Genomic DNA, 26,348 nt, shown 5'->3' with positions numbered 1-26,348 from the left:
GCATAGCCCGCATCCGCTCCCAAGGCCGTCCACCACGCCGCTCCGCGGAGGTTTTCAGATGAGGCAACGTATCCGGCCACGCGGAGGTTTTCTACGAGTCAACGCGCGGGGATGCTCTCAACCAGGGAACAGGACTAAACTTGGGGTAGGCCCGGATGCATGCCTTGCAGCTCTAAGCTGCAGAAATACTGCCCCGATTGCCTCCGGAATGTCCCCCATGTTGCCGGAGGCAATCGCGCGTCCTGAGGCTGTCCGCCTGGTCGCTTCGAAGCCTGGACCGGGCGAAGGCTTGGACCAGGCGAAGGCTCGCACCGGGCGAAAGCTTGCGCGGGCGAAGCCTTGACGGGCGGATCAGACGGTGCGGACGACGTGCTCGTAGGCGAACTTGGGCTTGGCCTCGCCCCAGGCGTCAGCTCCGGGCCGGCCGATGTTGACCACGAGGAAGCTCTTCTGGTCACCGGCGGGGAAGAACTCGGCGTCGATCGCGGTGAAGTCCGCGCCCGTCATGGGGCCTGCGGCGAAGCCGAGGGAACGCACGGCGAGGATGAAGTAGCCCGCCTGCAGGTGCGCGTTGTTGTTGCCTGTGGACGTTGCGAGGTCCGGGGACGCGTCGTACATGGCCTTGGGGGCGTTGTACCCCGGAAGGAAATTGTCCCACTGCTCCTGCCACGAGGTGTCGTAGCTGAGGACCGCAACGAGCGGCGCGGAGGCCGTCTTGGCGCGGTTCCCGGCGGAGAGGAAGTCCACGAGCTTGGCGCGGGCCTCGTCCGAGCGCACGTACGTGACGCGCAGTGGCTGGGAGTTAAACGCGGTGGGACCAAACTTGGTCAGTTCATAGATGGCGCGGGCCTGCTGCTCGGTGACCTCACCGGTGAAGGCGTTGGCCGTGCGGGCTTCAGCGAAAATCGCGTCCACGGCTGCGGAATCGATCACGGCTTCTTCATGGGCGATTGTCATTCAGTTCCCTTTAGCTTTGCCGCCGTCCCTGCTGGGCGTGGCGGTGCACTCCTGCTTTCCATGGTTACAACCGTGCCGGGAGCAGCCCTCTTCCCGTGACGGCCGGTTACGGGACGTGAGCTTGGGCACATCCGCCCGCTGGAACCCTCTTGGCGCCCGGGCCTGGCGCGGTATTGTTGCACCGGAAGATCCCAGCCCCCAACCCGCGGGCTATCCCTCTGAAAGGCCCCCGGCAATGAGCATGCTCGGAACCAAATGGAAGCTGCACGGCAACGGAAAAGCGGTCCGCCCAGGCGAAGTGGTCGCCCCCGGGGAACGGCTCACCTGGCCAATCACCATCGGCGTGGGCATGCAGCATGTGGTGGCCATGTTCGGCGCCACGTTCCTGGTGCCCATCATCACCGGAATGCCCCCGGCCACAACCCTGTTCTTTTCCGGCATCGGCACGCTCCTGTTCCTGGTGATCACCCGGGGCCGCGTGCCCAGCTACCTCGGCTCCAGCTTCGCTTTTATCGCACCCATCATGGCCTCCCAGCAGCAGTACGGCGTCCCCGGCGCCCTGGGCGGGGTGGTGCTGGCGGGAGCCGGGCTTGCCGTGATCGGTGCCATCGTGCAGAAGTTCGGTGCGGGCTGGATCAACAGGCTTATGCCGCCGATCGTCACCGGCGCCATCGTGGCGCTGATCGGCCTCAACCTGGCGCCCGCGGCCAAGAACAACTTCGACCTAGCCCCCGTGACCGCGCTGATCACGCTCGTGACAATCATCCTGGTGAGCGTCCTGTTCCGCGGGATCGTCGGCCGGCTTAGCATTCTCGTGGGCGTGGTGGTGGGCTACCTCGCGGCCATGGTCCGCGGCGAGGTGGACTACTCCAAGATGGACGCCGCGGCCTGGGTCGGCCTGCCCCATTTCCAGACGCCGGAGTTCCACCTGGGCGTCGTGGGCCTCTTCGTTCCGGTGGTGCTGGTGCTGGTGGCCGAGAACATCGGGCACGTAAAGTCCGTGTCCGCCATGACCGGGCAGAACCTGGATGGCGTCTCCGGCCGCGCACTGATGGCCGACGGAGCGGCCACCGTACTGGCAGGCTTCGGCGGCGGATCGGGTACCACCACCTATGCCGAGAACATCGGCGTCATGGCGGCCACCAAGGTCTACTCCACCGCGGCGTACTGGGTGGCGGGTATCTTCGCGATCCTCCTGAGCTTCTCGCCCAAGTTCGGCGAGCTGATCGCCACGGTTCCGCCGGGTGTGCTGGGCGGCGCCGCCACCATGCTCTACGGCATGATCGGCATCCTGGGCGTGAAGATCTGGGTCCAGAACAAGGTCAACTTCTCCAACCCGGTGAACCTGACCACCGCCGCCGTCGCGCTCATCATCGGCATCGCCGATTACACGTGGACCATCGGGGACCTCAAGTTCACCGGCATTGCGCTGGGCTCCGCCGCGGCTCTGGTGATCTACCACGGCATGAAGGCCATCGCGAAGGCCCGGGGCACCGCGGCCGAACCGGAGACCGAGGGGCCGTCCGGACTTCCCCCGGCCGCGAAGGCAGCCATCAACGCGGCGGCGAAGCGGTCACCGAAGAAGCGCTAGGCCCCGGGCCTGTCTTCTCACGGGCGCATGTGCCACGCCCGAGGAATGTCCGGAGCATATTTGCACCGTTTTGAGCCCGCAGGCCACTTGGCGCCCCTGAAAATCAGGGGCGCCAAGTGTTTTCCGCCGGCAAGGTGGTGCAGGAGTGCGGCGCCGGCACCTGAAGAACTGGGCTGCTACCCGGCGTCGAACGTCTCGTCATCGTCGTTCGGGGACTTTTCCTTCGGCAGATCGTTGCCGCTGCCGTCCGGCAGGCCGGCGGCGTCCTGGTCCGGCTCCGAAGAGAACTGGTCTGAGCCCTGGGCGTCCGCGTTGCCCTCATCGATCTCGGCGTCCGCTGACGGTACCGCTTCGTCTCCTGCACGCGCGTCGGCTGTTTCAGCCCCGGCGCTCGGCGAGGCATCGGCGTCTCGGGGAATCGGGGACTCACCGGGGACGGTATCGAAGCCGGCTCCGCTGGCATCACCCTCGGCATGGAGCTGCTCGTCTGTCCCGCCGAAGCGGCCGGCACCGGGTTCACCCGCGCTGTCCTGATCTTCTTCGGCAAAGTGGCTGAGGTTCGGCGTACCTGTGCCGAAGGTCTCGCCGTCCGGGCTGTTCTGGTTCAGGCCTGCTGCGTCAAAATCCTCCTCCTCGCGGGGCTGGGCAAACTGCTTTCCGCCCACCTCCTGCTCAACGGTGGGCGTGCCGTAGCCTCCCGCTTCCTCTTCAGGGGCGGCGTGCTGGTTGTCCTGGCTCATGTGTTCCTCCTGATTGGCTGGAAATTGCTGGAAAACGTGGTCTCCGTGCGGCCCAGGGCCCGGCTCACAGCCCCTTGCCGCCGGTGACGGGCAGAACTGCCCCGGAGATGTACGAGCCGGCGTCGGACGCCAGCAGGACATAGGCCGGGGCGAGTTCCGCGGGCTGGCCGGCGCGCTGCAGCGGCGTGTCCTGGCCGAACTTGGGCAGTTTGTCAGGCCATTCCGTGGCCGGAATAAGCGGAGTCCAGATGGGGCCCGGCGCCACGGCGTTCACGCGGACACCCTTAGGCCCGAGCTCCTGGGCCAGGGCCTTGGTAAAGGCAACCTGGGCCGCCTTGGTCATGGCATAGTCGATCAGTCCCGGTGAGGGGTTGAACGCCTGGATGGAAGCGGTGGTGATGATCGACGCACCCACGGTCAGGTGCGGCACGGCGGCACGGGCGGTCCACAGCAGTGAGTAGAGATTGGTTTGAAAGACGCGGTCGAACTCTTCGGTGGGAAGCGATTCGAAGCTGTCCCGGTTCTTCTGGTAGGCGGCGTTGAGCACCACCACATCCAGCCTGCCGAACTCCGCTACTGCGTCGTCCACGATCTTCGTGCTGAACTCTTCACTCCGGCCGTCGCCGGCGAGAAGCAGCGCCCGCCTGCCGGCCTTGCGGATCCATTCCGCCGTGTCCTGGGCGTCCTCTTCCTCCTCGGGAAGATAGGAAATGGCGACATCCGCACCCTCGCGGGCGAAGGCAATAGCCACCGCCTTGCCGATGCCGGAGTCGCCACCGGTGATGAGCGCGGCTTTGCCCCGCAGCTTGTCGCTGCCCTCGTAGCTCAGCTCGCCATGGTCCGGCTGCGGATCCATCGGGGCGGTGAGTCCCGGCTGCTTCTGTTCCTGCTCGGGAAAGGGTCCCGAGTGGTAGGTACCACGGGGATCCCTGGGCTGGTCAGTCTGCTTTGCTGAGTCACTCATAGTCCACCTACTAACGGTCAGGGTTCTAACGGGCAGGGTCATGCGGGACTGGCCATTGAGGCGGCTTCACGGTTCGCTTTCCACGGCTCCCTCCGTGGGCCATTGGGCGTCCGACTCTTCGAACCTAACGCAGGTTTGAGGACCAAGTCCACATCCTGATAGAAATTAGTCAGCAAACTTAGCAGTTGTTGAATTCGGTCCGGCTTGAGCCTACGTTGGGAGCAGGCGGGCCCGCCTGAGGCCAGATGGAGGTCGATGCATGAGTGATCCGGACGCCCCAGCAGGCAGCGGCAGGAATGAGACCCGCGAGGAACAGCTCGACCGCAACTGGATGGAGCTGTTGCAGGAGCTGCGGGTGCTGCAGACGGGCGTGCAGATCCTTGCCGGCTTCCTGCTGACCCTGCCTTTTCAGCAGCGGTTCAAGGAACTCGACGACTTCCAGATCGGCCTCTATCTGGTGAATGTGGCGCTTGCCGCCCTGACCACCGCCTTCATCCTCCTGCCGGTCAGCGTGCACCGGCGGCTGTTCCGCCACCGGCTCAAAGAGACTCTGGTGTCCAGTGCGGACAACATCACCAAGATCGCACTGGGCGGCGTGGCATGCCTCAGCGTCGGGACTGCGGCGCTGGTCTTCGACGTCACGGCCGGGCGCACCGCCGGACTCACCGCAGGGCTGGTACTGCTCGCGGTGCTGGCCGTCCTTCTCGTTTATGTCCCCCTGCATCTTCACCGGCAGGCCCGGAGATAGCAGGCCCGGAAGCCGGACAGAAACTGCCGGCTCCGCTCCAGTGAGGGCGGGGCATCAATCAAAAGAGCACGGAGGAACAATGCGTAAATGGGCCAAGGAACACGGGCTGCTGCTGGCAAACGTGGGGCTCTTCCTGGCGTTCTTTGGCGGCATGATCCTCACCGGCGCCAGCAACTACAGCGAAGACCAGCTCGCTCACGGGCAGCCGGCCGTCACCGTCGCGGAATATCTGGGCACCGGCGCTTTTGTGGAAGCCACGTTTGAAAACTGGGAGTCCGAATTCCTGCAGATGGGCATGTACGTCATCCTCACCGTGTTCCTTTTCCAGAAGGGCTCCTCGGAATCCAAACCCATGGGAAAGGACGCGCCGCAGGACGAGGATCCCCGCAATGCCACCATCAAGGACGCCACCCCGTGGCCCGTGAAGCGCGGCGGAGTGGTGCTGAAGCTTTATGAACACTCCCTTTCGATCATGTTCCTGCTGCTGTTCCTGGCCTCGTTCGTGCTGCACGGCATTGGTGGCGCCGACGATTACAACAGCGAGCAGGAGAGCCACGGCCAGCCGACAGTAAGCGTCTTGGGCTACTTCGCCACGAGCCGGTTCTGGTTCGAGTCTTTCCAGAACTGGCAAAGCGAGTTTCTCGCCGTGGCGGTGCTGGTGGGAACATCGGTCTACCTGCGCGAGAAGGGGTCCCCCGAATCCAAACCCGTCGCCGAACCGCACTACGAAACCGGCGCCTGAGCGCACCTGTCCAGCAAGGTCCGGCCTAGGGGCGAAGCATGCGGTGTTAAGCGCCTTCGAGCACCTGGGAAGTGGCCCACGCAAGGTATTTTGCGGCATTGGCGACGGCGTCTTCCGGGCTTGAGGCGACGTCCAGCAGCTGCGCCGCGGCCACCACGCCGTGTTCGGCCAGGTCCTCCGGCGTGACCAGGATCCGCCCCGCCACCACGATCACCGGGATGCCCCGTTCCCGGGCGGCGTCCGCGAGCGCGATGGGTGCCTTTCCGGTGAGGGACTGGGAGTCCATGGAACCTTCGCCGGTGATGACGAGGTCGGCGTCCTTGAGCTGCTCGGCCAGCCCGGTCAGCCCGGCGACGAGGGCGAAGCCGCCTTCGAGGGTGGCGTGCGTGAAGGCCAGGAACGACGCCGGGAAGCCGCCCGCCGCTCCGGATCCCGGGACGTTGACGTCCCGGCCCGTGGCCTCCCTGAGGATGGACGCCCAGTTGCGCAGGCCGGCGTCGAGCTTTTCGGCGGCGTCCTCATCAGCACCCTTCTGCGCGCCGAAGACGTGTGCCGCGCCGTCGGCGCCGTACAGCGGATTCTGAACGTCGACGGCGATCCGGAAGTTTACGGCGGTCAGGCGGGGATCGAGGCCCGAGACATCCAGGGCTGCCACTTCCGCGAGCGATCCGCCGCCCAGCGGCACCACGTTTCCGGCCGTGTCCAGGGGCTTGAGCCCCAGCGCACGCAGGGCGCCGCTGCCGCCGTCGGACATGGCCGAACCGCCAACGCCCAGCACGATCTCCGTGGCGCCGGCGTCCAGGGCCGCGGCAATCAGCTGGCCGCAGCCATAACTGTGGGCGCGGAGGGAGTTCTCCGGCGTCGGCTCCATGTGGGCCAGGCCGGAAGCCTGGGCAGTCTCGATCACAGCCGTGGCTCCGCCGAAAGCATCCTTCCGCAGCGCCCACGCCGCGCCGATTGGGGCGAGAATGGGCCCGACGACGGCGTTGAGCCGCTCTTCGTACCCGGCGGCAACGGCAGCTTCGAGCGTCCCTTCGCCGCCGTCGGCCACCGGAAACTGGTTGGCTACGGCGTCGGGATAGACGCGGCGGGCGCCTTCGGCGATGGCGGCGGCGGCTTCGATGGCGGTGAGGGAACCCTTGAACTTGTCCGGGGCGATGAGGATGCGCATGGCACCATCCTGCCAGCAAGGCTCAGGAACGCGCGCTTGCCGGTTCCGTCATGCCGGCTCCCTGAACCACTGATTGGCCGGAGCACGCGCCCGCCATCAGGCGCGTGCTTCCTCCTGGCCGGCGTATGTGTCCAGGAGTTCACGGGCGCCGCTTCCGTCCGGCCCTTCGGCGGAGAGGGCGGACCGCATGCCGTCCAGCTTCTCGGCGCCTGCGGGGAAAGGAGGCAGGAGCGGGACGTCCGGATCCGTCAGGACCTCGATCACCACGGGGCGGTCCGCCGCAAAGGCGCGGTCCCAGGCGCTGGCCAGTTGCCCCGGGGAATCGACCCGGATCCCCATCAAACCCAGCAGTTCCGCGTAGCCGGCATACGGAAAATCCGGGATCTCCTGACTGTCCGGGAACCGCGGCTCGGACTCTGTTTCCCGCTGCTCCCACGTGACTTCGGCGAGGTCGCGGTTATTGAAGACACAGACCACAAAGCGCGGATCAGCCCATTGCCGCCAGCGGTGTGCGACGGTCACCAGTTCTGCAATCCCCGCCATCTGCATGGCGCCGTCGCCCGACAGCGCCACCACCGGCCGCTCCGGCCGGGCAAGCTTGGCCGCGATGCCGTACGGAATGGAGCAGCCCATGCTGGCAAGAGTCCCGGACAGGTGCGCCGGCACTCCCGGCGGAAGGGTCAGCTGGCGGGCGTACCAATAAACGCAACTGCCGACGTCGACACTCACCTGGGCGTTGGCCGGGAGCCGGCCGTTGAGCTCTCGCACCACGAGTTCCGGGTTGACCGGCTTCGCCGGCACGCGGGAGCGCTCCTCCTGTAGCGCATGCCAGCTGTGAACCTGCTCCTCCACACCCGCGCGCCACTGTTTGCGGGCCTCGCTGGCCGCCCCCTCGCCGCTTTCGCCGGCGGCTCCGTTTCCGAGGCGTGCGGTGAGTTCCCGCAGGGTTTCCGCAGCGTCCCCCACGAGGCCCACCTCCACCGGGTAGCGGTTGCCCACTTTCCGGCCGTCGATGTCGATCTGCACGGCCCGGGCGGCGCCCGGTTTGGGATAGAACTCGGTCCAGGGATCGTTCGAACCGATGATCAGCAGGGTGTCGCAGTGTCCCATCAGGTGGGCGCTGGCCGTGGAACCAAGGTGTCCCATGGTGCCCGCGGCAAAGGGCAGGGTCTCGTCGACGTAGGGCTTACCCAGCAGGCTGGTGGTGACGCCTGCGCCGAGCTTTTCCGCGATGGCCACTACCTCGGCCTGGGCATGCTTCGCGCCCTGGCCCACCAAGAGTGCCACCTTGCGGCCGGTGTCCAGCACCTCGACGGCCTTCACGAGGTCGTCCTCGCGCGGCAGTACCCGCGCGGGCCGCCATTCCGGTGCGGTCACGATGATGCCGTGCTCCTGCTCGAGTTCCGGCGCCGGGGCCTTCTGAATGTCATGCGGGACGATCACGACGCACGGCGTCCGCGTCTCAAGCGCCGTGCGGAAGGCGCGGTCCAGGACCATGGGAAGCTGCTCCGGGGTGCTCACCATCTGCGCAAACTGTGCCGCCACGTCCTTGAACAGGGTCAGGAGGTCGATTTCCTGCATGTACGCAGATCCCAGCACGCTGCGGCTCTGCTGCCCGATAATCGCCACGACCGGGACGCCGTCCAGCTTGGCGTCGTAAAGGCCGTTCAGGAGATGCACCGCACCAGGTCCCTGCGTGGACGTCACAACGCCCACGCCGCCGGTGTACTTGGCGTGGCCAACAGCCATGAATGCGGCAGTCTCCTCGTGCCGGGCCTGGACGAACTGGACGCCGCCCGACTTGCCGCCGTCGCCGGCGCGGCGGAGGGCACCCATGAAGCCGTTGATGCCGTCGCCGCTGTATCCGAAGACCCTGTCCACGCCCCAGGCTTTGAGGCGTTCCACCATTACGTCAGCAACCAGCCGATCAGCCATCGAAGACTCCCCTGCTCAAGATGTGAAAGATACCGGGCTTGACCTGCCCTCGGAGTATGGACTCTGGACTACTCCTCGTGCCCCTGGTCCCCGCTCATCTGGTCCTCCGCCGGCGGCGTCTCACCCGGCGGCACGCCTCCGCCGGGCTCAAGTCCGGTGATGTTTCCATTCAGCGGGTCAGGGTTGGGCGAAGCGGCCGGGTCTTCCCGTTCGGTTCCATGCTCCTTTTCGCCGGCCGCATCGGCGGAGCCGGGCTGGTCCGGGTTGGCGGGGTCGTTTTCGGGGTGATAGCTGCTCATGTTCCTGCGGTCCTCCGTGGTTAGGGTCGTATGCAAATACAACGGACTTTGGTGACGGTGGAGCTCGGCCCTCCGGGGCCCCGGGGGCACTGGACTAATTGTAAGCATGCTGATGATTCTGGACCAGTCAGATGCCGAGAAGTCCACCCAGGAGGGTCCGTCTAGGACCAGGCGCCCCGGCTCACCAGAACTTCCCTCAGCAGGTCGGCGCGGTCGGAGACGATGCCGTCCACGCCGAGGTCCAGGAGCCTGTGCATCTCGGCCGGCTCGTTGATGGTCCACACGTGGACGTACAGCCCCAGGTCGTGGGCGCGGCGGACAAAGCCGGGGGTCACCACCTGAACAGCACGGTAGCGGACCGGCACCTGCAGGGCATCGACGTCGCGCAGCACACGGCCCACGACCGCCCGCGCCAGCGCACCCACACCGGGCACGGCCAGCAGCGGCGAGAGCGCCACGAAGGCGGCATTGGCCGCCGTCCCCGCGGAGGAGGCAGTGCGGCGGCTGAGCAGCCGCAGTACCGCCCGGCGTCGGCGGTCCGAAAAGCTGGCGATGAGGACACGGTCGTGCAGGGCGTGCCGCTCGATGGCGGCCGCGAGGCTGCGGACTGAGTTCCAGTCCTTGACGTCGAGATTGAACCGGGCGTCGGGGAAGGCGGCCACGAGTTCATCGAACGTTGGCACCGGTTCCAGGCCCCCGATCCTGGCCCGTGCAACCTCGGCGGCGGTCAGCTCTGCGATCCGTCCGGCGCCGTCCGTGATCCGGTCCAGTGCCGCGTCGTGAAAGAGGAGCAGCACGCCGTCGGATGTCGTGTGCACGTCCGTTTCCAGGTACCGGTAGCCGATCCCGACGGCGGCGCGGAACGCTGCCATGGAGTTCTCCAGGCCCTCGCGGGAGAAGCCACGGTGCGCCATGGCGACGGGCGCGCCTCCGGCGGCACCGGCGCCACGGCCCGAAGGGGAGAAAAAGGGCAGAGCCACGGTCGTTTTACGGCAGCCTGACGCCGAGTTCGGCGAGCTTTTCCTCGAGAATCTGGGCCACGCCGTCGTCGTCAAAGTGCGGTGCCTGCTGCCCGGCGGCGCGGATCGCCTCCGGATGGCCGCTGGCCATCGCGTAACCGTGGCCGGCCCAGCGGAGCATTTCGATGTCGTTGGGCATGTCACCGAAGGCCACCACGTCCGCGGCGTCGATTCCCCGCGACGCAGCGTATTCAGCCAGCGTCACGGCCTTGTTAATGCCCGGGACCGACAGCTCCAGCATGGCGACGGTGGGTGCCGAGTGCGTGACGGTGGCTAGATTACCGACTGCTGGAGTCACCTCCGCGAGGAAGTCATCCGCGGTGCCTTCGCGGACGATGGCGAGAAACTTCACGACGGCGTCATCCGCCGTGAGCGTCTCGGCCAGCGGAGCGGGGGTGAACTCGGAAAGAAGCTCACTGGAGCCGTTCTCGATGAAGCCCGGTTCCAGGTGGAAGCCGGTGAGGGTCTCGGCGGCAAACAGGGCTGCGGGACGAAGTGTCTTGATGATCCGGCGGGCCTCGAAAACGTCCGCGAGGGCCATGGTCCGGGCGGATACCAGCTGGCCCGCCTCGAGGTCCCACACCACCGCGCCGTTCGAACAGATCACCGTGCCGGTGTGCCCCAGCTGCTCTTCGAGCGGGTGCAGCCAGCGCGGCGGGCGGCCCGTGACAAAGACAAGTTCGACGCCGGCCTCCCGGCAGGCGTGGAATGCCCGGACCGTGCGGCCACTGATCTTTCCGTCGTGCCCAAGGATCGTTCCGTCTATGTCACTTGCTACCAACCGCATCCTGCCAGTCTACGTGGGCACGGTCAGACGCCGTCCCCCGCGGCCGCCGGGGCCGAGTCCTGCCGCGTGGCCGGTGTCTTGGCGGCCGGGGCCTTGGCTGCCGGGGTCCGCTCGGCCTCGTTTTCACGCCCGGTCTGGCTTTCGGCAGCCAGGGCCTGCGTTGCCGCCCAGCTCGCCAGGAGCCGCAGGGCGTCCGCGGAGGGAGAACCGGGCTCGGGCGGATAGATAAACAGTGAGAGTCCGGTGTCCGCGGAGAGGTCCATCGCCTCGAACATCAGGTGCAGCTCGCCGACGACGGGGTGGTGGAAGTGCTTGAATCCGGTGGTGTGGCGGCGCACGTTGTGCGCGGCCCAGCGGGTGCGGAACTCGCCGCTGCGGGTTGAGAGCTCGCCCACGAGGTCGCTCAGTCCCCGGTCGAATGGGTCGCGGCCGGCCTCGGCGCGCAGGATGGCCACCATGTTGTTGGCCGCCAGCTCCCAGTCGGGGAAGAAACGGCGGGAGCGTTCCTCCTCCAGGAAGATGAACCGGGCGTAATTGGCCGGCCGCCCTGGGCTGACGTACATCTCGGAGTGCAGCGCATAGCCCAGCCGGTTGGCGGCCAGGATGTCCATGCGCCCGTTGCGCACGAACGCCGGGGCGTCGGTGATCGAATCGAGGGCGAACTGGACGCTCGGCCGGACGCGCTGCTGGGCGGGACGACGCCGCGGCTGTGTGGTGTTGGCAGCCCGGGCCAGGTCGAACAGGTGCGACCGTTCGGCGTCGTCGAGCTGAAGTGCCCTGGCCAACGCCTCAAGCACGCTCTCCGACACGCCGCCGAGGCTTCCGCGCTCCAGCCGGGTGTAGTACTCGACGCTCACGCCCGCAAGCGTCGCCACTTCCCCTCGGCGGAGTCCGGGCACCCGCCGTTTACCGCCGTAGACCGGCAGTCCAGCCTGTTCCGGGCTGATTTTGGCGCGTCGGGAGGCGAGGAAGTCACGGATCTCGTTGCGGTTATCCATAGCCTCAAGGCTAGGAGTTTGCGGGGCCCGGAGGGAGTCCCTGCCAGTACCTGTATCAGCAGTGACTCCCTCATCCGAACCAAACAGGGTTGTATGGATGGTGCCCCGCCCCGCTCGCGGCCGACAAGGTCCGCCGGGTGATCCCCTCTGGCGGGGCATTGCCAACCGATCCTGAAACAGGAGACACATGCTTACCGCCAACGCTTACGCCGCCCCGTCCGCTGACGGGGAACTCGTTCCCACCACCATCGAGCGCCGGGACGTCGGCGCCCACGATGTCCTGATCGAGATCAAGTACGCCGGCATCTGCCACTCAGACATCCACACCGTCCGGGGCGACTGGGGACCCCAGCAGTACCCGCTGGTCCCCGGCCACGAAATCGCCGGCATCGTCACCGAGATCGGCGCCGAGGTCACCCGGCACCAGGTGGGCGACCGCGTCGGCGTCGGCTGCATGGTCAACTCCTGCATGGAGTGCGCCAACTGCCTCAAGGGCGAGGAGCAGTACTGCCTCGCCGGCATGACAGGCACCTACGGCGCCGTGGACCGCGACGGAACCATCACCCAGGGCGGCTACTCCACCCACGTCGTAGTGGCCGAAGATTTCGTGGTCACCATCCCTGAGGGCATCGAACTCGACGTCGCCGCTCCCCTGCTGTGCGCCGGCATCACCACCTACTCGCCGCTGCGCCACTGGGGCGCCGGCCCCGGCAAGAAGGTCGCGATTGTCGGCCTCGGCGGGCTCGGCCACATGGCCGTCAAGCTCGCCCACGCCATGGGCGCCGACGTCACTGTTCTCTCCCAGTCCCTGAAGAAGCAGGAAGACGGCCTGCGCCTGGGTGCGGACGCCTACTTCGCCACGAGCGATCCCGGCACGTTCGAACGGCTCGCGGGCACCTTCGACCTGATCATCAACACGGTCAGCGCGAAGATCGATATCAGCTCCTATCTGCAGCTGCTGACCCTCGACGGCGCCCTGGTCAACGTGGGCGCACCGGCGGAACCGCTCCCGGTGAACGTGTTCTCACTCATCATGGGGCGCCGGTCCTTCGCAGGCTCCGCCATCGGCGGCATCCGCGAAACCCAGGAAATGCTCGACTTCTGCGCCGAACACCAGCTCGGCGCGGAGATCGAGGTCATCCCGGCCAGCAAGATCAACGACGCCTACGAACGCGTCCTGGTCTCCGACGTCCGGTACCGCTTCGTCATAGACACCGCCACCCTCAGCTAAGCGTTGCCACAGGGGCATTGGCACTGAACGACTACTGAGAAAGTGAAGACAATGACAGACACTAAGGAACCTTCCGGCGCGGAGAAGTTGTTTGGCGATTTCGCGCCCGCACTGGTGGGCTTCACGGACGATGTCCTGTTCGGCCAGGTCTGGGAGCGACCGGAGCTGACCCCGAAGGAGCGCAGCCTTGTAACGGTCGCGAGTCTCATCACGAGCGGCAGCACTGAGCAGCTGGCCCACCACCTGGGCAGGGCCAAGGACAATGGCGCCAGCGAGCAGGAGCTCATCGAGGTGATCACCCACCTGGCCTTTTACGCTGGATGGCCGAAGGCGATGTCCGCCATGGCGGTCGCGAAGGACCTCTTCCGAGCCAGCTAGTTCCACCATTGACTCCGCAGCCCCGTCCGGGGCTGCGGAGGGTGGAAGGGACAAAAGCCGCACCGATTCCGGGCTTTTTCAGGGCACATTCAGGCCGCCCGGCGAGTCCTTTCCCATCGGGTCATTTCAGGCACATAGTTATCCCATGAGCGACCAGCGACGACGCGTCCAGCCTAAGGTGCTGCTGTTCCTTGTAACGCTGGGGGTCCTTATGTCCGTCCTGGCAGGCGTCTTCGTCTGGGTACAGGGCCACCCTGGCAACCGGGCGGCCGCCCCGGCCATTCCTCCGGCAACGTCCGCATCCCCCACCGCCACTCCCTCGCCAAAGGCGACGCCTTCGGCTCCCGCGGTCCCCGTCGACAAGCTCCGGGGGCGGGGCGTCAACATCCTGCTGCTGGGCAGCGACACCCGGGAGCCGAATGCGAAGGCGGCCGCCGCGAGGGTCGCCACGGACCAGCGGGCGGACGCGATCATCATGGTTCACATCACCGCGGACCGCAGGCATGCCTACGGGATCTCCGTCATGCGGGACACCTGGGCTGCCATTCCGGGCCACGGCTTCTCCAAAATCAATGACGGCCTGGCTTTGGGAGGCGTACCCCTTATGACGCAGACCGTCGAGTCACTCTTCCGGGTGCACATCGACCACACTGTCCTGATCGACTTCGGACGGTTCACGGGGTTGGTGGACGCCTTGGGCGGGGTTGAAGTGGACGTCAGGACGCCGTTCACTTCAACCCACGACAGCGGCCACGTGTTCAGGCCCGGCAAGCAGACCCTCACCGGTGCCCAGGCACTTGAGTTTGTCCGCGAGCGCTACGCATTCGCTGACGGCGACTACCAGCGGGTGCGGGACCAACAAACCTTCGTGAAGGCGCTGATCGCAAAGCTCCTCAGCCCGAAAACGCTGACGAACCCGGAGACGCTCCGTAAGGTGGTCAGCTCCGTCTCCTCGTTTTTCGCCGTCAATGCCGGCCTGGACGCGCCAGCCGTGGCGGGACTGGCGTACAGCCTGCGGAATATCCGGCTGCAGGACAGCGTGTTTTTTGCCCTTCCCACGGCGGGTGTCGGCACGTCCGACGACGGACGGTCAATAGTTCTGCAGGACCCGGCAGCCATCACCAAGATCAGGACGGCCCTTGCCGGGGACCGCGTGGCCCAGTACATCAAGGATTCGGGGATCCAACCCGCCCGCTGAAGCCTGGCGCCGCCTCCGGACGTACCGCCTACAGCCCTGGCGCCTCTCCAAGCTCCGCCCGCAGGTGCGAAAGCCGCCCGTAAGCACTGTCCCGGTAGGCCAGCAGCGCGTCCCGGTCATCCGGATCGATGCCCAGGAAACCGAGGCCGCTTTTGAGGCCAAGGTTTCCATCCTTGACCATCACGGCTAGCGCTTCCGGAGCCGCAAACCGATCACCGTAGGCCCTTTCCAAAGTACGGAACGATGATTCGTAGACGTCCAGTCCCGCCATGTCCCCGATCGCAAAGGGCCCGAACAAAGCCAGGCGGAACCCAAAGGTGTTTCTGACTACTGTGTCGATCTGCTCAGGTGTAGCGGCACCATCGTCAACAATCTGAACCGCTTCCTTGTACAGCGCGAACTGGAGCCGGTTGGCGACGAATCCCGGCGTGTCAGCCACCTTTGCCGGTGTCTTACCCACGCCGCGGATGAGCTCCTCGGCGAGGTCCAGGACAACGGGGTCTGTGTCCGGGCCGGGTATGAGTTCGACACCGGGGATAAACGGGGCGGGATTCATCCAGTGGACGCCGAGGAACCGCTCCGGACCGGCCACCGACAGGGCCAGTTCTCCGATGGGGATGGCTGAGGTGTTCGTGCCGATGACAGCGCCGGCCGGAGCAGCCGTCGAGATCCGGCGAAGGATATTGGCTTTTAGCCCTGGGTCTTCTGGAACCGCCTCGGCGATGAAGTCCGCCGCCGCCACCGCTTCCTCAATGCTGCCCGCAGCGGCAAGGTTTCCCGCAATGACCTCGGGCGCCCCCTCCGGGAACAGTCCGTGGGCCTCGAACCCGCGGGCTTGTTCGACTAGCCTGACGCGCGCCCGTTCGGCGGTCTCGCCGTCGACGTCGCCCAGTGCGACTTCGTAGCCGTGCAAAGCCAGTACCTGCGCGATTCCGCCGCCCATGTAGCCTGAGCCGACGACGGCCGTGGTTGTAAAGGTGTCAACGATTGTCATGAACATGCTCCTAGGAAAGGTCGGGCGCGCAGGACCGAAGGGCCGGGCACGGTTAGCGGATCGTGTAACCGCCGTCGACGGCCAGCGTGTGGCCCGTGATCAGCGAGGCGGCGTCACTGAGCAGAAACGCGATCGCCCCCGCGATGTCTTCCGGTTCACCGAACCGTCCCATCGGGATTCTGGACAGCAGCTCCGCAGCCCATTCAGGTCTGCTGAGGGTCGATGCTGTCAGTTCCGTGCGCACGAAGGTCGGTGCGACGGCGTTGACCCGGATTCCGGCCGGGGCCCATTCCAGAGCCAGGATCTTGGTGAGATGGATCAGGCCGGCCTTGCTGGTCCCGTAGGCTGCCCGTTCCTCGATTCCGACGATTCCCGCCTGGGACGCGACGTTGACGACGGCGCCCGGCGTTCCCCGGTCCATCCAGTGCTGCGCGATGGCCGTGGTCAGGAAGAAGCTGCCCTTGAGATTGGTGTCAAAAACGGTATCCCAGTCGTCGGCTGTCAGTTCCAGCGCCGGCTTGGGTACATTGACGCCTGCGTTGTTGACCAGCAGATCAATACCTCCGCTGTCATGCATCAGGGTGGCAGCGAATCGACGCAGGTCCTTGGTCCGGGTCACGTCGATGGGAAGGGAGGGCGTTCCGTACCGTTCGCTGATCTGGCGGGCACTTGAGGCGTCACGGCTGGTTCCATACACGGTGGCGCCGCACTCGGCAAGGCCATCGGCGATGGCCTTGCCGAGTCCGCGGGATGCCCCCGTGACCAGTGCATTCTTGCCGTCCAGGCGGAAATTCAGCACCCTGGCCCTTAGCTTTCGAAGGTGTGGTCCGACCAGGGCAGGGACGTGCCGCGGTACTTCGCCGCCCTGACGTCGCCCGAACGGGCGTGGCCCTCGAACCGTTCCACCCTGGATGCGCGGCCGCAGAGCTCACCGAAGAAGGCGCTGGACTCGGTGTTGGTCACTTCCTGGTACGTGACGGTGCGCAGGTACTTGCCCACCCAGAGGCCGCCGGTATACCGGGCGGCGCCGCGGGTAGGAAGCACATGGTTGGTGCCGATGACCTTGTCCCCATAGGACACGCAGGTCCCTTCGCCGAGGAAGAGTGCGCCGTAGTCGTGCATCTTGTCAAGGGCTTCGCGCGGGTTCTGCGTGAGGATCTGAACGTGCTCGTAGGCGTACTCGTCGGCCAGGACGTACGCTTCGTTAAGATTTTCAACGACGTGGACTGCGCCCCAGTCGCGCCATGCGGCCGCGGCGTAATCGCGGGTGGGCATGTCCACGAGGATGGTGTCGATGTGCTCGATGACTTTGCGGCCCAGCTCCCCGCTGGTAGTGATCAGGACGGCGGGCGAGTCTGGCCCGTGCTCGGCCTGGGACAGGAGGTCGACGGCGACGATGAACGGGTCCGCGTGTTCGTCGGCAACGATGAGGACCTCGGTGGGCCCGGCGAAGAGGTCGATGCCGACCTCACCGAAGAGCTGGCGCTTGGCTTCGGCGACGAAGGCGTTGCCGGGGCCGGCCAGCATGTTGACCGGCTTGATGGTTTCGGTGCCGATGGCCAGCGCGGCGACCGCCTGGATGCCGCCCAAAAGGTAGATCTCGTCGGCACCGGCCAGATACATGGCCGCGACGGTGGCGTCCGGCACCTCGCCCTGGATCAGCGGGGTGCACGCTGCGACGCGCTCCACGCCGGCGACCTTGGCAGTAATGATGGTCATGTGGGCGCTGGCCAGCAGCGGGTACTTTCCGCCGGGTATGTACGCGCCGGCAGCCTGGACCGGTACGTTCTTCTGCCCGAGGAACACTCCGGGCAGGGTTTCGATTTCGAAGTCGGACAGGGACGCAAGCTGCTTCTGCGCCATGACCCGGACCTGTTCCTGGACGAACTTGATGTCCTCAATGGTCTGCTCCGGAACGCGGGCCATGATCTCGTCAAGCTGATCCTGGCTCAGGAGAAACGATTCGGGCGCGTACTTGTCGAACTTCTCCGAATACTCGCGGACGGCTGCGTCGCCGCGTTCGCGGATATCTGCGATGACGCCCTCCACGGTCGCCCGGACCTCGGGCGTACTTCCCCGGGCCACGCTGTTCCGGGCAGGCTCTTTCAGCATCGTTGACTCCACGGCCGAACTGATTTCATTTGTAACCGTCATCAGGCTTACCTTCCATCTTCATTGATGGGCGACTGCTGGAGCGCCCCGATCCAAGCCATCCGGCCTGCATGATGAACGAGTGTATACGTATACATTTTTCGACACAAGGGCTTGTAGTGATGAATTGAATACGTATACACTCCTTTTCACGAGGCAGCCGGTGTGGCTGCGCTCACAGTCCGGTCGAAGACAAAGGAGTCTCTGAATGAGCACCCCCGCGACAACAGCAACCCCAGCGCCACCCGCCATTGATCCAAAGATGCGCCGCAAGGCCCTCGTCTCCTCCGTGCTGGGCAGCTGCATCGAGTGGTACGACTTCTACGTCTACGGCGTCGCCGCTGCCATCATCCTCAACTCGCAGTTTTTTCCGCAGGCGAGTCCGTTCGTCGGTATCCTGCTCTCCTTCAGCACCTACGCTATTGGCTTCGCGGCGCGCCCCATCGGAGGCGTCATCTTTGCCCACTTCGGCGACCGCCTGGGCCGGAAGAAAATGCTCATGATGACGCTCGGTCTGATGGGCGGCGGCACCTTCCTCATCGGCTGCCTGCCCAACTTCGCCACGATCGGCATCGCCGCCCCGATCCTGCTGGTCCTCCTGCGGATCGTGCAGGGCATCGGCGTCGGCGGCGAATGGGGCGGCGCCGCGCTGATGGCCACCGAGTTCGCCCCGGCCGAGCGGCGCGGGTTCTTCGGCTCCTGGCCGCAGATCGGCGTGCCGGCAGGGACACTGCTGGCCAACGGCGCCTTCTACATCATGGGCTACCTGATCTCACCGGAGGCTTTTGTGGCCTGGGGATGGCGCATCCCGTTCCTCGTCTCGATCCTGCTGGTGGCGCTCTCCTTCTACATCCGCAGCAAGGTGGACGAATCCCCGGCGTTCGAAGAAATCAAGCGCAAGGGTGAGATCGAGAAGATGCCGGTGGTCAAAGTCATCAAGACCCGCCCGCTGACCATCCTCAAAGTCATCATGATGCGGTTTGCCGAGAACGCGAACTACTACATCTACACGACGTTCCTGCTCGCCTACGGCCCCGCAGTGCTGCTGGAAAAGAACAGCATCCTGCTGGCCACCATGATCATGGCAGGCCTGGGCATCTTCTCCATCCCGTTCTGGGGCTGGGTATCCGACCGCTGGGGACGCCGCTACACCGTGATCGCCGGAGCAACCACCATGCTCCTGATGGCCTTCCCCTTCTTCTGGGCCGTGCAGACAGGTGACTTCCTGATGCTCGTGCTCGTGCTCATCTTGACCTGCAACGTCGGCCGCGACCTCTGCTATTCCGTGGAACCGGCCTACTTCACCGAACTCTTTGAACCCAAACTGCGCTATTCCGGAGCCTCAGTCGGCCCGCAGGTCGCGGCTGTCTTCGCCGGAGGCTTCGCACCGCTGATCGCCACGGCACTCATCGGCCCCGAGTTCGACCGGTACTGGCTCGTTGCCCTTTACATGGTGGTCACGTCGATCATCACCATTGTAGGAGCGCTGTGGTCGCCTGAGACGGCGCCCCGGGTCCGGTTCCGCCGTGGCCTTAGCGCCGAATACGACCCGACAACCGGCCGGTAATACCCCGCCACTGCAAAGGCAGGCGGCTGCCTCCAAAGGCAGTCGCCTGCAGGTGCAGGTCCGAAACTTTGGCTACTCTGAAACAACGGAGAGCGGGAATCCTCTGCGCACCTGCGGCGTAAACAAGATGAAAGGAGGGCGACGCAATGGTTACCAGCCGTGATGTGGCAGAACTGGCCGGCGTCTCACAGGCCACCGTGTCCAGAGTCATGTCCTCCTCCGCGAAGCTTTCGCCTGCCACGAAGGCGCGCGTTCAGGCAGCCATGGAAACCTTGGGCTACGTACCTCATGCCGGGGCCCAGGCCATGAAGACCAGGAAAACGAACACCATCGGAGTGGTGGTTGCCGACCTCACGAACCCCTTCTACCCGGAGGTTCTTGACGAGCTGAGCCGCGAGCTCGACTCAGCGGGCTTCCGCGTCGTTATCTGGAACGCGGGCGGCGGCAGTCACCACGACGCGTTGAAGGCCATCCGGGAACATGCCGTCGACGGAGTCATTTTCACGACCGCCACGGAAGACTCGCTGGAACTGCAGGCTGCCATAGAAAAGAACAGCCCCATCGTCCTGATCAACCGCGTCGTGGAAGGCCTGGAATGTGACCAGGTCACCAGCAGCAACACTGACGGCGGCGCCGCCGTCGCCGATTATCTGGTGGCCAACGGCAAAACCAAGGTCGCGTTCATCGGTGGCGCTGAAAACGCAAGCACCTCCCGCGAGCGCGGCCTGGGGTTCCTCGGCAGAATGGCGGAGCGGGGGCACACCGTTCCGGAACATTTCCGTTTCCAGGGCGGCTTTTCCCACGACATCAGCGCCCAGGTCATGAACAGGCTGCTCTCACGCGCGGACCGTCCACAGGCTGTCTTCTGCGCCAACGACCTGATGGCCTTTGGCGCCCTCGATGCCCTGCGCGCCAACCAGATCCAGCCCCAGGATTGCTGGGTGATCGGCTACGATGACGTCGACATGGCCGCCTGGGACTCCTTCAGCCTGACCACCGTCCGGCAGCCCAGCCGCGAGATGGCCCGTGTCGGGGCGCGGATGCTGCTGGAACGCATCCACAGTCCGGGCCAGCCGGCCCGGCGGGTCAACTTCCCGTGCGACCTGATCGTCCGCGGAAGCACCAAGGCCACCAGCGGCTCCTGACCGCCGGCGCTTCCGTGAGCTGACCTGGCCGGGCTTTGGGAGCCTGGCGCCGCCTCCGGACGTAAACTGGTGGTGGCAAAGGAGCGAACGGCAATGGATGGCGAAGCTCGTGATTCCGGGCTGGTACACCCCGCAACGTACATCGGCGGGCGGAACATCAGCGGTTGCCCCGTGGCCGCCGTCAGGAGCCGGTGGTCGCCGTGACCGCGGTGTCGACGCGGCGCCTCCTGATCGGGCTCCTCGTCTTCCTGGCCTTGCTCCTCGGTTACGTTCCGGCTGCACCTCCTGCGCAGGCAGTATCGCTGAGGGGCCATGACATCTCCTGGCCCCAGTGCCCGACGGCGGTCGGCGGCTTTGGCCTGCCTCTCCCGCCCGCGTCATCCCAGTTCGTCGTGGTGGGCCTGACGAAGGGTCTCCCCTTCACCGAAAACCCGTGCCTTGCCAGCCAGGTGGGCTTCGTGAGGACCAGCGGCAAGCCCGCCCAGGCGTACACCATGGCGGCTTTCCCCACCGCGGCGCAGCTCACAACGTACCGGTCGCAGGGGCCGTGGTCTGCCGCCACCCGGGCCGGCCAGCTGTCCAACGTGGGCTACGCCGAAGCACGTTTCGCAGTGGCCAGCCTTACCCGGACAGGATTCACGCCGCGGGTGGTCTGGATCGACGTCGAACCCCGGCCCGCCCAGCCCTGGCCCACGGCCACTGCCCTGCAGCAGCGCGAAAACCGATATGTCATCGAGGGCCTGATGCGCGGCCTGCGGGATGCCCGCTTCTCCTATGGCGTCTATTCCTTCGCCTCCGGCTGGGCAAGCATTACCGGTTCTTGGCGGCTGCCCGGCGTGCCCGTCTGGGCCACGGCCGGCCGTCTCGATTTCCCCTCCGAGGCCCTCGATCTCTGCCGCAAGCCCAGCTTCTCCGGTGGGCGTGTGTACCTGTCACAGTGGTACGACGACGTCCGGGACTACGACCTGACCTGCGACCCGTACGCGTTCACTCCCCTGCCCGTCCCTGCGTCCGCCTTGTCGCGGTCGACGGCGGACTTTAACGGGGACTGGAACACCGACATCCTGGCCCGGGTCACGGCCACCGCAGAGCTGCGGATGTACTCGGGGACCGGGCACGGCGGCAGGCTTCCCGGCCAGCGCATCGGTACCGGCTGGAACGGTTTCAACGCACTTGAGACCCCTGGCGACTTCAACGGCGACGGCCCGCTGGACGTGCTTGCCCGTGAGACGGCCACCGGCAACCTCTGGCTCTACCGCGGCAACGGCACCGGCGGATTCCTGGCCCGCGTTAAGGTGGGCATCGGCTGGAACATCTTCAGCGCCATCATTGGGCCGGGTGACTTCAACGGCGACCAGCGCGTCGACGTCCTGGCGCGTGAAACCGCCACTGGAGCCCTCTGGCTGTACCGCGGCAGCGGCACCGGAGGATTCCTGCCGCGCGTCAGGGTGGGCACCGGGTGGAACGTCTTCAATGCCCTCGTGGGCCCCGGCGACTTCAACGGCGACGGTGCCGTGGATGTGCTGGCACGGGAAACAGCCACCGGCCTGCTGTGGCTGTACCCCGGCAGCGGTACCGGCGGCTGGCTCCCCCGCGTCAGGGTAGGCGTCGGATGGAACGTCATGACCGCCGTCGTCAGCCCCGGTGATTTCAACGGTGACCGCACCGCTGACGTGCTGGCGCGTGACGCCGCCGGCGTGCTGTGGCTCTACCCCGGCAGCGGCGCCGGCACCTTCCTTTCACGTGTGCGGGTGGGGGCAGGCTGGAACGGGCTCGCCCCGCTCTTCTGAGCACGTTGCGGCGGCATGGTCCGTTAGAGGCACCTGGGCTGGAAGGCGGGGTCGGCGGGACCGGCCGTCATCCCGAGAGCGTTGGCAACGAGCTGCCGGACCACGGGGTCGCTGGGAGTCTGGTCGTGTCCGATCAGATCGGCCGGGCACTTGTCCTGGATGGTGATGTTGGTGACCTGCCTCGCCGGACCTGAGAGGAACTGGCTTTGGTAGGGAGTGACCACCTCGTCGTGCGTGGTTGAAATCACGGTGTAGGCAGGACCTGCCACCGTGTCTCCGATGGAGTTCAGTTTCTGCAGGAACGCCGATCCTGCCTGCTGGTCTGCGCACGCGGCGCAGGCGAAACCGGCGGAACCGGCCACCGGCGGCACGACGTCCGGCGGCGGGGCAATTACTCCCTGCGTTCCGTGGTTGGAGGGTGCGATTCCCACGAGCTGGTTGACCTTTTTGGCCCCGCCGAGGAATCCCATATAGTAGCGCGGCATCATTCCACCCTGGCTGTGTCCCACCAGGTTCACCTTCTTTGCCCCCGTCGCAGCCAGCACCGCATCAACGAACGGGGCGAGCTCCCGGGCGGAGTCGGCTACGGGTGCCGTGGCGTCCACTCCGTTGGTTTCGCCGTAGTTAAGGGCGAAGACGCAGTACCCCGCGTTCTTGAGGTACGGAGACATGGTGACCCAGTTCTTCGCCATGTTCTCGAAGGTCCCGGGAACCAGGATCACCGGATAGGGGTGGGCCGCCGACGGCTTGCAGGACCAGTCATTGGCTCCGGGAGGAGAGACATCGATGGCGTCGGCCTGGGCGGGCAGCGCACCGAGGCAGCCGGCAAGGAGCGCGACGGCGGCTATTGAGACAGTTTTCTTGAGCAGCGACATGGAAACCTCTTCGTTTTGCGTGTCTGCGGGACGTGCGCCGGCCAGAATGGCCACGGTGAGGGTGTGACCTAGATCATGGGGCGGCCTTTCGAGCGTAGGCAGCCCGCATGCCTGCCCACATGCCCTTTGCACTTCTGTGCATGCATTCAGCCCGGCCGCCGCTGGTCCTGACCAAAGGCGATCGGCCTCCCAGGCCGCTAAGTTACTGACGAGTACGCGTGTGGCGTGGGAGGACCTGCACGGGAGGACCTGGCGAGAGCAACCCGGCTACGTGCACGAATGTTCAGGAGCCGCTTCCCCGGGACACTGCTGAAGCCAGTCTTTAGGGGCAGCGGATTGTGCTGCCTGCCGCCGGCGTTTCGCGTCCAGAGATGCCGAAGCTGGCTCCAGGCGTGCTGAGACCGTGGAGCCAGCCTTTTCGGCAAGTGCCCCTCGAGATGAAGGCTGTTCAAGCCTCCCCCCAACAAGGTTTGAAGAACACTTGCGAGACACAGGCTATGCGCATGCCGGGACGCAAGCAACGGTTCCGGCTAACTGGCCCGGCGTTTCCGCTGGAGAAGAGTGCCGCCGTCGTTCGCCCAGCCGATGACCACCTTGCAGGCAGGCATTCCTATACCCATCTCATTGAGGGGTCATGCACCCCGCTGATAGCAATGTTTTCCCAAGTCCTGCACCCCACAGTGGTTGCGCGGGGCAACGACAACGCACTGTCGGCCCCGCAAGGCATGAAGTCCCCGGTGATCACAACGCTCCGGGAACGGCCTGGGTATCGATGACCGGGGGCCGCGGGGCCTTTTCGGCCCCTAAACGAAGGAGGCGCAGACAGATGTCGCAGGAATCTACAAACACAGGCGGGGTATCCCGCCGTACGCTCTTGCGGCTGGGGGCAGCCGGAGGAGCCGGCGCCGCGCTCGTCGCGGCGCAGGGCTGGGCTGGCCCGCTGCTCGCCCAGAAAGGTCTGCTCTCGCCGGACGGTGCTTTCGCTGCCACGTCAACGGCGCTTGGCGACCTGATCTTCTATATCGAGGCCTTCCCGACCAGCCCGCTGATCATCGCCCCGTTTACCGACAAGCTGACTATTCCCAAGGCCCTGGCCCCTGTACCCAAGGTGGGCGACAGCTTTGTGAAGGGCTACAGCGAGTGGAACGAACCGCCAGGCCCGGGCCAGGGCCAGCAGAGTTCCTTTAAGAATGAGCAGCACCAGATCTGGCCGAACAAAGTGGGCTATCCGGACCCGCTCGTCTATAAGATCGACCTGCTGTTGCGGCAGCACGCGTTCACCACCTCGCAGGTGCTGCCGATCGACGCAAACGGCCGCCCGACAGTCTCGTTTGACGATAAGGGCAAGACGTACCCTGCGGGCACCAAGCGGACTTTGCCGCAAAGCACGATCTATGGCTTCAACGGGACCTTCCCCGGACCCATGATCAACGCCGAATACGGCAGGCCGGCGCTGGTCCGCTTCGAGAACCACTTGGACGAGAACCCGCTCAACCTGGATCGCCAGGACTTCGGTTCCCCGGACTGGTCCTTCCTGACCCACCTGCACAACGGCCACACGGCACCGGAGAGCGACGGCAACCCGCACTACTCCATGACCAGCGGGCCCAAGTACGAGGGCTACCTGCCGAAGACGTTCTGCGACAACCTGTATCTGAACTGGCCCGCCGGTGGAGATGACCGCGAGAAGCAGAGTTTCTTCTGGTTCCACGACCACCGCATGGACCACACAGGTTCAAATGTTTACAAGGGCATGGTGGGGCTGTACCCGATCTATGACCCGAAGAACGGCATGGACATGGGGGACGAGCGGAAGGGGCTGCGCCTACCGGGCGTCCGGAAGGACAACCCGGACGGATCATTCGACGTGGACTACGACGTCCCGCTCGCCTTCTACGACTGCCGGCTCGACGACGGCGTGACCACGCACAAGGACATCCACGATGTGCAGGGCGAGTTCCCAGCCGCGAAGAACCCGGCGAAGCACCCGGAGTGGTGGGGGAAGACCTTCTACAAGCACTTCCCAAGCCATGGGTTTGTGGGCGACATCTTCACCGTCAACGGCACGGCCAGCCCGGTGATGGAGGTGAAGCGGCGCAAGTACCGCTTCCGTTTCCTGGACGCCTCCATTGCCCGGATCTACGAGTTCAAGCTGATGAGCTCCACGAAGGGACCGAAGTCCGCCGTCTCGCTCGGATACAAGGGTGATGAGCTCGAGGGCCAATACCGGATCCCCGACGCGCAGCAGTGCATGGAGTTCACCCAGATTGCCTCGGACGGCGGGCTCCTTCCGTTCCCGGTCAAGCGCAGTTCCTTCGAGCTGTGGCCCGCGAAGCGCCGCGAGGTGGTCATCGATTTCAGCCGCTACCAGGACGGCACGCCCACCACCAAAGGCGACGTCATCTACTTGACCAACGTCATGAAGATGCCCAACGGGCGGATGTGGTCCAACTCGTCCCGGTTCACGCCCGATCCGAACTACAAGGTCCCGGTGCTCAAGTTCGTGATCGGTGACGATGCGCCGGATGACAGCGTCATTCCGACCAAAATGCGTGACCTTCCGCCGCTGCCCAGCAACTGGCAGACCATGCTGGACAACCGGCTGATCTTCGAGGTGGAGCGCGGCGCCGCTGGCGGCGAGACGGAATGGCTCATCAACGGCAAAGAATTCGAACCCCACACGGTGGCCACCAGCAAGAAGAACAGGGCCGGCCGCTCACCCCTCGCCCAGCAAAAGAAGGGCAGCTTCAACCTTTGGGAGATCCGCAACGGCGGCGGCGGCTGGGTGCATCCCTTCCATCTGCACATGGAGGAGCACCGGACCGTCATGCGGAACAACAAGGACGTGACGAAGGGAAATCCCTCGCACCCGGACGACGTCTCGCGTGAAGACCTGGTGGCTCTCGATCCTGGCGAGTCGGTGATCATCTACCGCGGATTCCGGGACTTCGTGGGACCGTACGTGGCGCACTGCCACAACCTGGCGCACGAGGACCACGCCATGATGTTCGGCTGGGAGATCACACCGTAACCGTCCCGGCTCCGGCAGTAGGAGAAACGGCCGGGGC

Annotated in this window: 23 protein-coding genes; 10 read left to right on the top strand and 13 right to left on the bottom strand. The window is 65.7% G+C overall.

Features of this window, described 5'->3' with window-relative positions; genetic code table 11:
- Window positions 1–351: 351 nt before the first annotated feature.
- Window positions 352–957 (bottom strand): malonic semialdehyde reductase, encoded by a 606-nt coding sequence (locus AC1D14_RS07850; protein WP_230117846.1) that lies wholly within the window; start codon window positions 955–957, stop codon window positions 352–354.
- 235 nt (window positions 958–1,192) lie between these two features.
- Here AC1D14_RS07850 and AC1D14_RS07845 point away from each other — a divergent pair, with 235 nt between their 5' ends.
- The gene (locus tag AC1D14_RS07845) at window positions 1,193–2,548 is read left to right on the top strand and encodes a uracil-xanthine permease family protein (RefSeq protein WP_230117845.1); all 1,356 of its coding nucleotides are present in this window, start codon (window positions 1,193–1,195) and stop codon (window positions 2,546–2,548) included.
- Between the two features lie 176 nt (window positions 2,549–2,724).
- On the opposite strand, the gene AC1D14_RS07840 is transcribed toward AC1D14_RS07845, so the two are convergent.
- Together AC1D14_RS07840 and AC1D14_RS07835 are read right to left on the bottom strand one after the other, a co-directional pair.
- On the bottom strand, window positions 2,725–3,288 hold the full coding sequence (locus AC1D14_RS07840) for a hypothetical protein (protein ID WP_230117844.1): 564 nt from the start codon (window positions 3,286–3,288) through the stop codon (window positions 2,725–2,727).
- Between the two features lie 64 nt (window positions 3,289–3,352).
- Entirely contained in the window at window positions 3,353–4,252 is a 900-nt protein-coding gene (locus AC1D14_RS07835) for an SDR family oxidoreductase (RefSeq protein WP_230117843.1), read from the bottom strand.
- Between the two features lie 259 nt (window positions 4,253–4,511).
- Here AC1D14_RS07835 and AC1D14_RS07830 point away from each other — a divergent pair, with 259 nt between their 5' ends.
- Together AC1D14_RS07830 and AC1D14_RS07825 are read left to right on the top strand one after the other, a co-directional pair.
- On the top strand, window positions 4,512–5,000 hold the full coding sequence (locus AC1D14_RS07830) for a DUF6328 family protein (RefSeq protein WP_230117842.1): 489 nt from the start codon (window positions 4,512–4,514) through the stop codon (window positions 4,998–5,000).
- A 79-nt stretch (window positions 5,001–5,079) separates the two neighbouring features.
- A complete protein-coding gene (locus AC1D14_RS07825; RefSeq protein ID WP_230117841.1) occupies window positions 5,080–5,742 on the top strand; it encodes a DUF6766 family protein in 663 nt (220 codons plus the stop codon).
- Between the two features lie 46 nt (window positions 5,743–5,788).
- On the opposite strand, the gene AC1D14_RS07820 is transcribed toward AC1D14_RS07825, so the two are convergent.
- From AC1D14_RS07820 to AC1D14_RS07795, 6 genes are all read right to left on the bottom strand, one after another.
- Window positions 5,789–6,913 carry a glycerate kinase gene (locus AC1D14_RS07820; RefSeq protein ID WP_230117840.1) on the bottom strand — a complete coding sequence of 375 codons (1,125 nt, stop codon included), beginning with the start codon at window positions 6,911–6,913 and terminating at the stop codon, window positions 5,789–5,791.
- 96 nt (window positions 6,914–7,009) lie between these two features.
- On the bottom strand, window positions 7,010–8,848 hold the full coding sequence (locus tag AC1D14_RS07815; protein ID WP_230117839.1) for a thiamine pyrophosphate-requiring protein: 1,839 nt from the start codon (window positions 8,846–8,848) through the stop codon (window positions 7,010–7,012).
- Between the two features lie 68 nt (window positions 8,849–8,916).
- Window positions 8,917–9,147, bottom strand: coding sequence for a DUF6480 family protein (locus AC1D14_RS07810; RefSeq protein ID WP_230117838.1), 231 nt, complete (start codon window positions 9,145–9,147; stop codon window positions 8,917–8,919).
- 161 nt (window positions 9,148–9,308) lie between these two features.
- Window positions 9,309–10,127, bottom strand: a complete 819-nt coding sequence (locus AC1D14_RS07805) for a glycerophosphodiester phosphodiesterase family protein (protein ID WP_476881508.1) — start codon at window positions 10,125–10,127, stop codon at window positions 9,309–9,311.
- A gap of 7 nt (window positions 10,128–10,134) precedes the next feature.
- Window positions 10,135–10,953 carry an HAD family hydrolase gene (locus AC1D14_RS07800; RefSeq protein ID WP_230117837.1) on the bottom strand — a complete coding sequence of 273 codons (819 nt, stop codon included), beginning with the start codon at window positions 10,951–10,953 and terminating at the stop codon, window positions 10,135–10,137.
- Between the two features lie 23 nt (window positions 10,954–10,976).
- A complete protein-coding gene (locus AC1D14_RS07795) occupies window positions 10,977–11,951 on the bottom strand; it encodes a helix-turn-helix transcriptional regulator (protein WP_230117836.1) in 975 nt (324 codons plus the stop codon).
- A gap of 187 nt (window positions 11,952–12,138) precedes the next feature.
- Here AC1D14_RS07795 and AC1D14_RS07790 point away from each other — a divergent pair, with 187 nt between their 5' ends.
- The 3 genes from AC1D14_RS07790 (at window position 12,139) to AC1D14_RS07780 (ending at window position 14,758) form a co-directional block, all read left to right on the top strand.
- Window positions 12,139–13,182, top strand: a complete 1,044-nt coding sequence (locus tag AC1D14_RS07790) for an NAD(P)-dependent alcohol dehydrogenase (protein WP_230117835.1) — start codon at window positions 12,139–12,141, stop codon at window positions 13,180–13,182.
- A 51-nt stretch (window positions 13,183–13,233) separates the two neighbouring features.
- Window positions 13,234–13,560 (top strand): carboxymuconolactone decarboxylase family protein, encoded by a 327-nt coding sequence (locus AC1D14_RS07785; protein ID WP_230117834.1) that lies wholly within the window; start codon window positions 13,234–13,236, stop codon window positions 13,558–13,560.
- Window positions 13,561–13,705: 145 nt separating this feature from the next.
- Window positions 13,706–14,758 carry an LCP family protein gene (locus tag AC1D14_RS07780; protein ID WP_476881506.1) on the top strand — a complete coding sequence of 351 codons (1,053 nt, stop codon included), beginning with the start codon at window positions 13,706–13,708 and terminating at the stop codon, window positions 14,756–14,758.
- Between the two features lie 28 nt (window positions 14,759–14,786).
- Here the strand turns inward: AC1D14_RS07780 and AC1D14_RS07775 are convergent, their stop codons facing one another.
- From AC1D14_RS07775 to hisD, 3 genes are read right to left on the bottom strand one after another with little or no spacing between them, the layout of a single operon-like run.
- Complete coding sequence (locus AC1D14_RS07775; RefSeq protein WP_476968270.1) at window positions 14,787–15,752, bottom strand: 3-hydroxyacyl-CoA dehydrogenase family protein; 966 nt, start codon at window positions 15,750–15,752, stop codon at window positions 14,787–14,789.
- A gap of 52 nt (window positions 15,753–15,804) precedes the next feature.
- Entirely contained in the window at window positions 15,805–16,551 is a 747-nt protein-coding gene (locus AC1D14_RS07770; protein ID WP_230117831.1) for an SDR family NAD(P)-dependent oxidoreductase, read from the bottom strand.
- A gap of 8 nt (window positions 16,552–16,559) precedes the next feature.
- Window positions 16,560–17,906 carry a histidinol dehydrogenase gene (hisD, locus tag AC1D14_RS07765; protein WP_230117830.1) on the bottom strand — a complete coding sequence of 449 codons (1,347 nt, stop codon included), beginning with the start codon at window positions 17,904–17,906 and terminating at the stop codon, window positions 16,560–16,562.
- 205 nt (window positions 17,907–18,111) lie between these two features.
- Here hisD and AC1D14_RS07760 point away from each other — a divergent pair, with 205 nt between their 5' ends.
- The 3 genes from AC1D14_RS07760 to AC1D14_RS07750 all read left to right on the top strand — a co-directional run bounded on the left by AC1D14_RS07760 (window position 18,112) and on the right by AC1D14_RS07750 (window position 22,405).
- Window positions 18,112–19,470 (top strand): MFS transporter, encoded by a 1,359-nt coding sequence (locus AC1D14_RS07760; protein WP_476968269.1) that lies wholly within the window; start codon window positions 18,112–18,114, stop codon window positions 19,468–19,470.
- 146 nt (window positions 19,471–19,616) lie between these two features.
- Window positions 19,617–20,615: a LacI family DNA-binding transcriptional regulator gene (locus tag AC1D14_RS07755; RefSeq protein ID WP_230117828.1), complete on the top strand. Its 999-nt coding sequence runs from the start codon at window positions 19,617–19,619 to the stop codon at window positions 20,613–20,615.
- A gap of 200 nt (window positions 20,616–20,815) precedes the next feature.
- Window positions 20,816–22,405 (top strand): FG-GAP repeat domain-containing protein, encoded by a 1,590-nt coding sequence (locus AC1D14_RS07750; RefSeq protein WP_476968268.1) that lies wholly within the window; start codon window positions 20,816–20,818, stop codon window positions 22,403–22,405.
- Between the two features lie 23 nt (window positions 22,406–22,428).
- Here AC1D14_RS07750 and AC1D14_RS07745 read toward each other — a convergent pair whose 3' ends face one another.
- Complete coding sequence (locus AC1D14_RS07745; RefSeq protein ID WP_476968267.1) at window positions 22,429–23,280, bottom strand: lipase family alpha/beta hydrolase; 852 nt, start codon at window positions 23,278–23,280, stop codon at window positions 22,429–22,431.
- Between the two features lie 826 nt (window positions 23,281–24,106).
- Between AC1D14_RS07745 and AC1D14_RS07740 the strand changes: the two genes are divergently transcribed.
- Window positions 24,107–26,311, top strand: coding sequence for a multicopper oxidase family protein (locus AC1D14_RS07740; protein WP_230121229.1), 2,205 nt, complete (start codon window positions 24,107–24,109; stop codon window positions 26,309–26,311).
- Window positions 26,312–26,348 lie beyond the last annotated feature (37 nt).

The sequence above is a fragment of the Arthrobacter sp. P1_B11 genome (assembly GCF_056406715.1).
Note: the sequence above shows the minus strand (reverse complement) of the source record. Positions and strands in the feature narration are given on the sequence as shown.

What these genes read in the sequence shown, in the direction of transcription:
- AC1D14_RS07800 (WP_230117837.1), bottom strand. Translation starts at nt 10,953, where the DNA reads ATGCGGTTGGTAGCAAGTGACATAGACGGAACGATCCTTGGGCACGAC.
- hisD (WP_230117830.1), bottom strand. Translation starts at nt 17,906, where the DNA reads ATGACGGTTACAAATGAAATCAGTTCGGCCGTGGAGTCAACGATGCTG.
- AC1D14_RS07810 (WP_230117838.1), bottom strand. Translation starts at nt 9,147, where the DNA reads ATGAGCAGCTATCACCCCGAAAACGACCCCGCCAACCCGGACCAGCCC.
- AC1D14_RS07840 (WP_230117844.1), bottom strand. Translation starts at nt 3,288, where the DNA reads ATGAGCCAGGACAACCAGCACGCCGCCCCTGAAGAGGAAGCGGGAGGC.
- AC1D14_RS07780 (WP_476881506.1), top strand. Translation starts at nt 13,706, where the DNA reads ATGAGCGACCAGCGACGACGCGTCCAGCCTAAGGTGCTGCTGTTCCTT.
- AC1D14_RS07835 (WP_230117843.1), bottom strand. Translation starts at nt 4,252, where the DNA reads ATGAGTGACTCAGCAAAGCAGACTGACCAGCCCAGGGATCCCCGTGGT.
- AC1D14_RS07825 (WP_230117841.1), top strand. Translation starts at nt 5,080, where the DNA reads ATGCGTAAATGGGCCAAGGAACACGGGCTGCTGCTGGCAAACGTGGGG.
- AC1D14_RS07820 (WP_230117840.1), bottom strand. Translation starts at nt 6,913, where the DNA reads ATGCGCATCCTCATCGCCCCGGACAAGTTCAAGGGTTCCCTCACCGCC.
- AC1D14_RS07755 (WP_230117828.1), top strand. Translation starts at nt 19,617, where the DNA reads ATGGTTACCAGCCGTGATGTGGCAGAACTGGCCGGCGTCTCACAGGCC.
- AC1D14_RS07850 (WP_230117846.1), bottom strand. Translation starts at nt 957, where the DNA reads ATGACAATCGCCCATGAAGAAGCCGTGATCGATTCCGCAGCCGTGGAC.
- AC1D14_RS07745 (WP_476968267.1), bottom strand. Translation starts at nt 23,280, where the DNA reads ATGTCGCTGCTCAAGAAAACTGTCTCAATAGCCGCCGTCGCGCTCCTT.
- AC1D14_RS07845 (WP_230117845.1), top strand. Translation starts at nt 1,193, where the DNA reads ATGAGCATGCTCGGAACCAAATGGAAGCTGCACGGCAACGGAAAAGCG.
- AC1D14_RS07785 (WP_230117834.1), top strand. Translation starts at nt 13,234, where the DNA reads ATGACAGACACTAAGGAACCTTCCGGCGCGGAGAAGTTGTTTGGCGAT.
- AC1D14_RS07795 (WP_230117836.1), bottom strand. Translation starts at nt 11,951, where the DNA reads ATGGATAACCGCAACGAGATCCGTGACTTCCTCGCCTCCCGACGCGCC.
- AC1D14_RS07815 (WP_230117839.1), bottom strand. Translation starts at nt 8,848, where the DNA reads ATGGCTGATCGGCTGGTTGCTGACGTAATGGTGGAACGCCTCAAAGCC.
- AC1D14_RS07775 (WP_476968270.1), bottom strand. Translation starts at nt 15,752, where the DNA reads ATGACAATCGTTGACACCTTTACAACCACGGCCGTCGTCGGCTCAGGC.
- AC1D14_RS07830 (WP_230117842.1), top strand. Translation starts at nt 4,512, where the DNA reads ATGAGTGATCCGGACGCCCCAGCAGGCAGCGGCAGGAATGAGACCCGC.
- AC1D14_RS07740 (WP_230121229.1), top strand. Translation starts at nt 24,107, where the DNA reads ATGTCGCAGGAATCTACAAACACAGGCGGGGTATCCCGCCGTACGCTC.
- AC1D14_RS07760 (WP_476968269.1), top strand. Translation starts at nt 18,112, where the DNA reads ATGAGCACCCCCGCGACAACAGCAACCCCAGCGCCACCCGCCATTGAT.
- AC1D14_RS07790 (WP_230117835.1), top strand. Translation starts at nt 12,139, where the DNA reads ATGCTTACCGCCAACGCTTACGCCGCCCCGTCCGCTGACGGGGAACTC.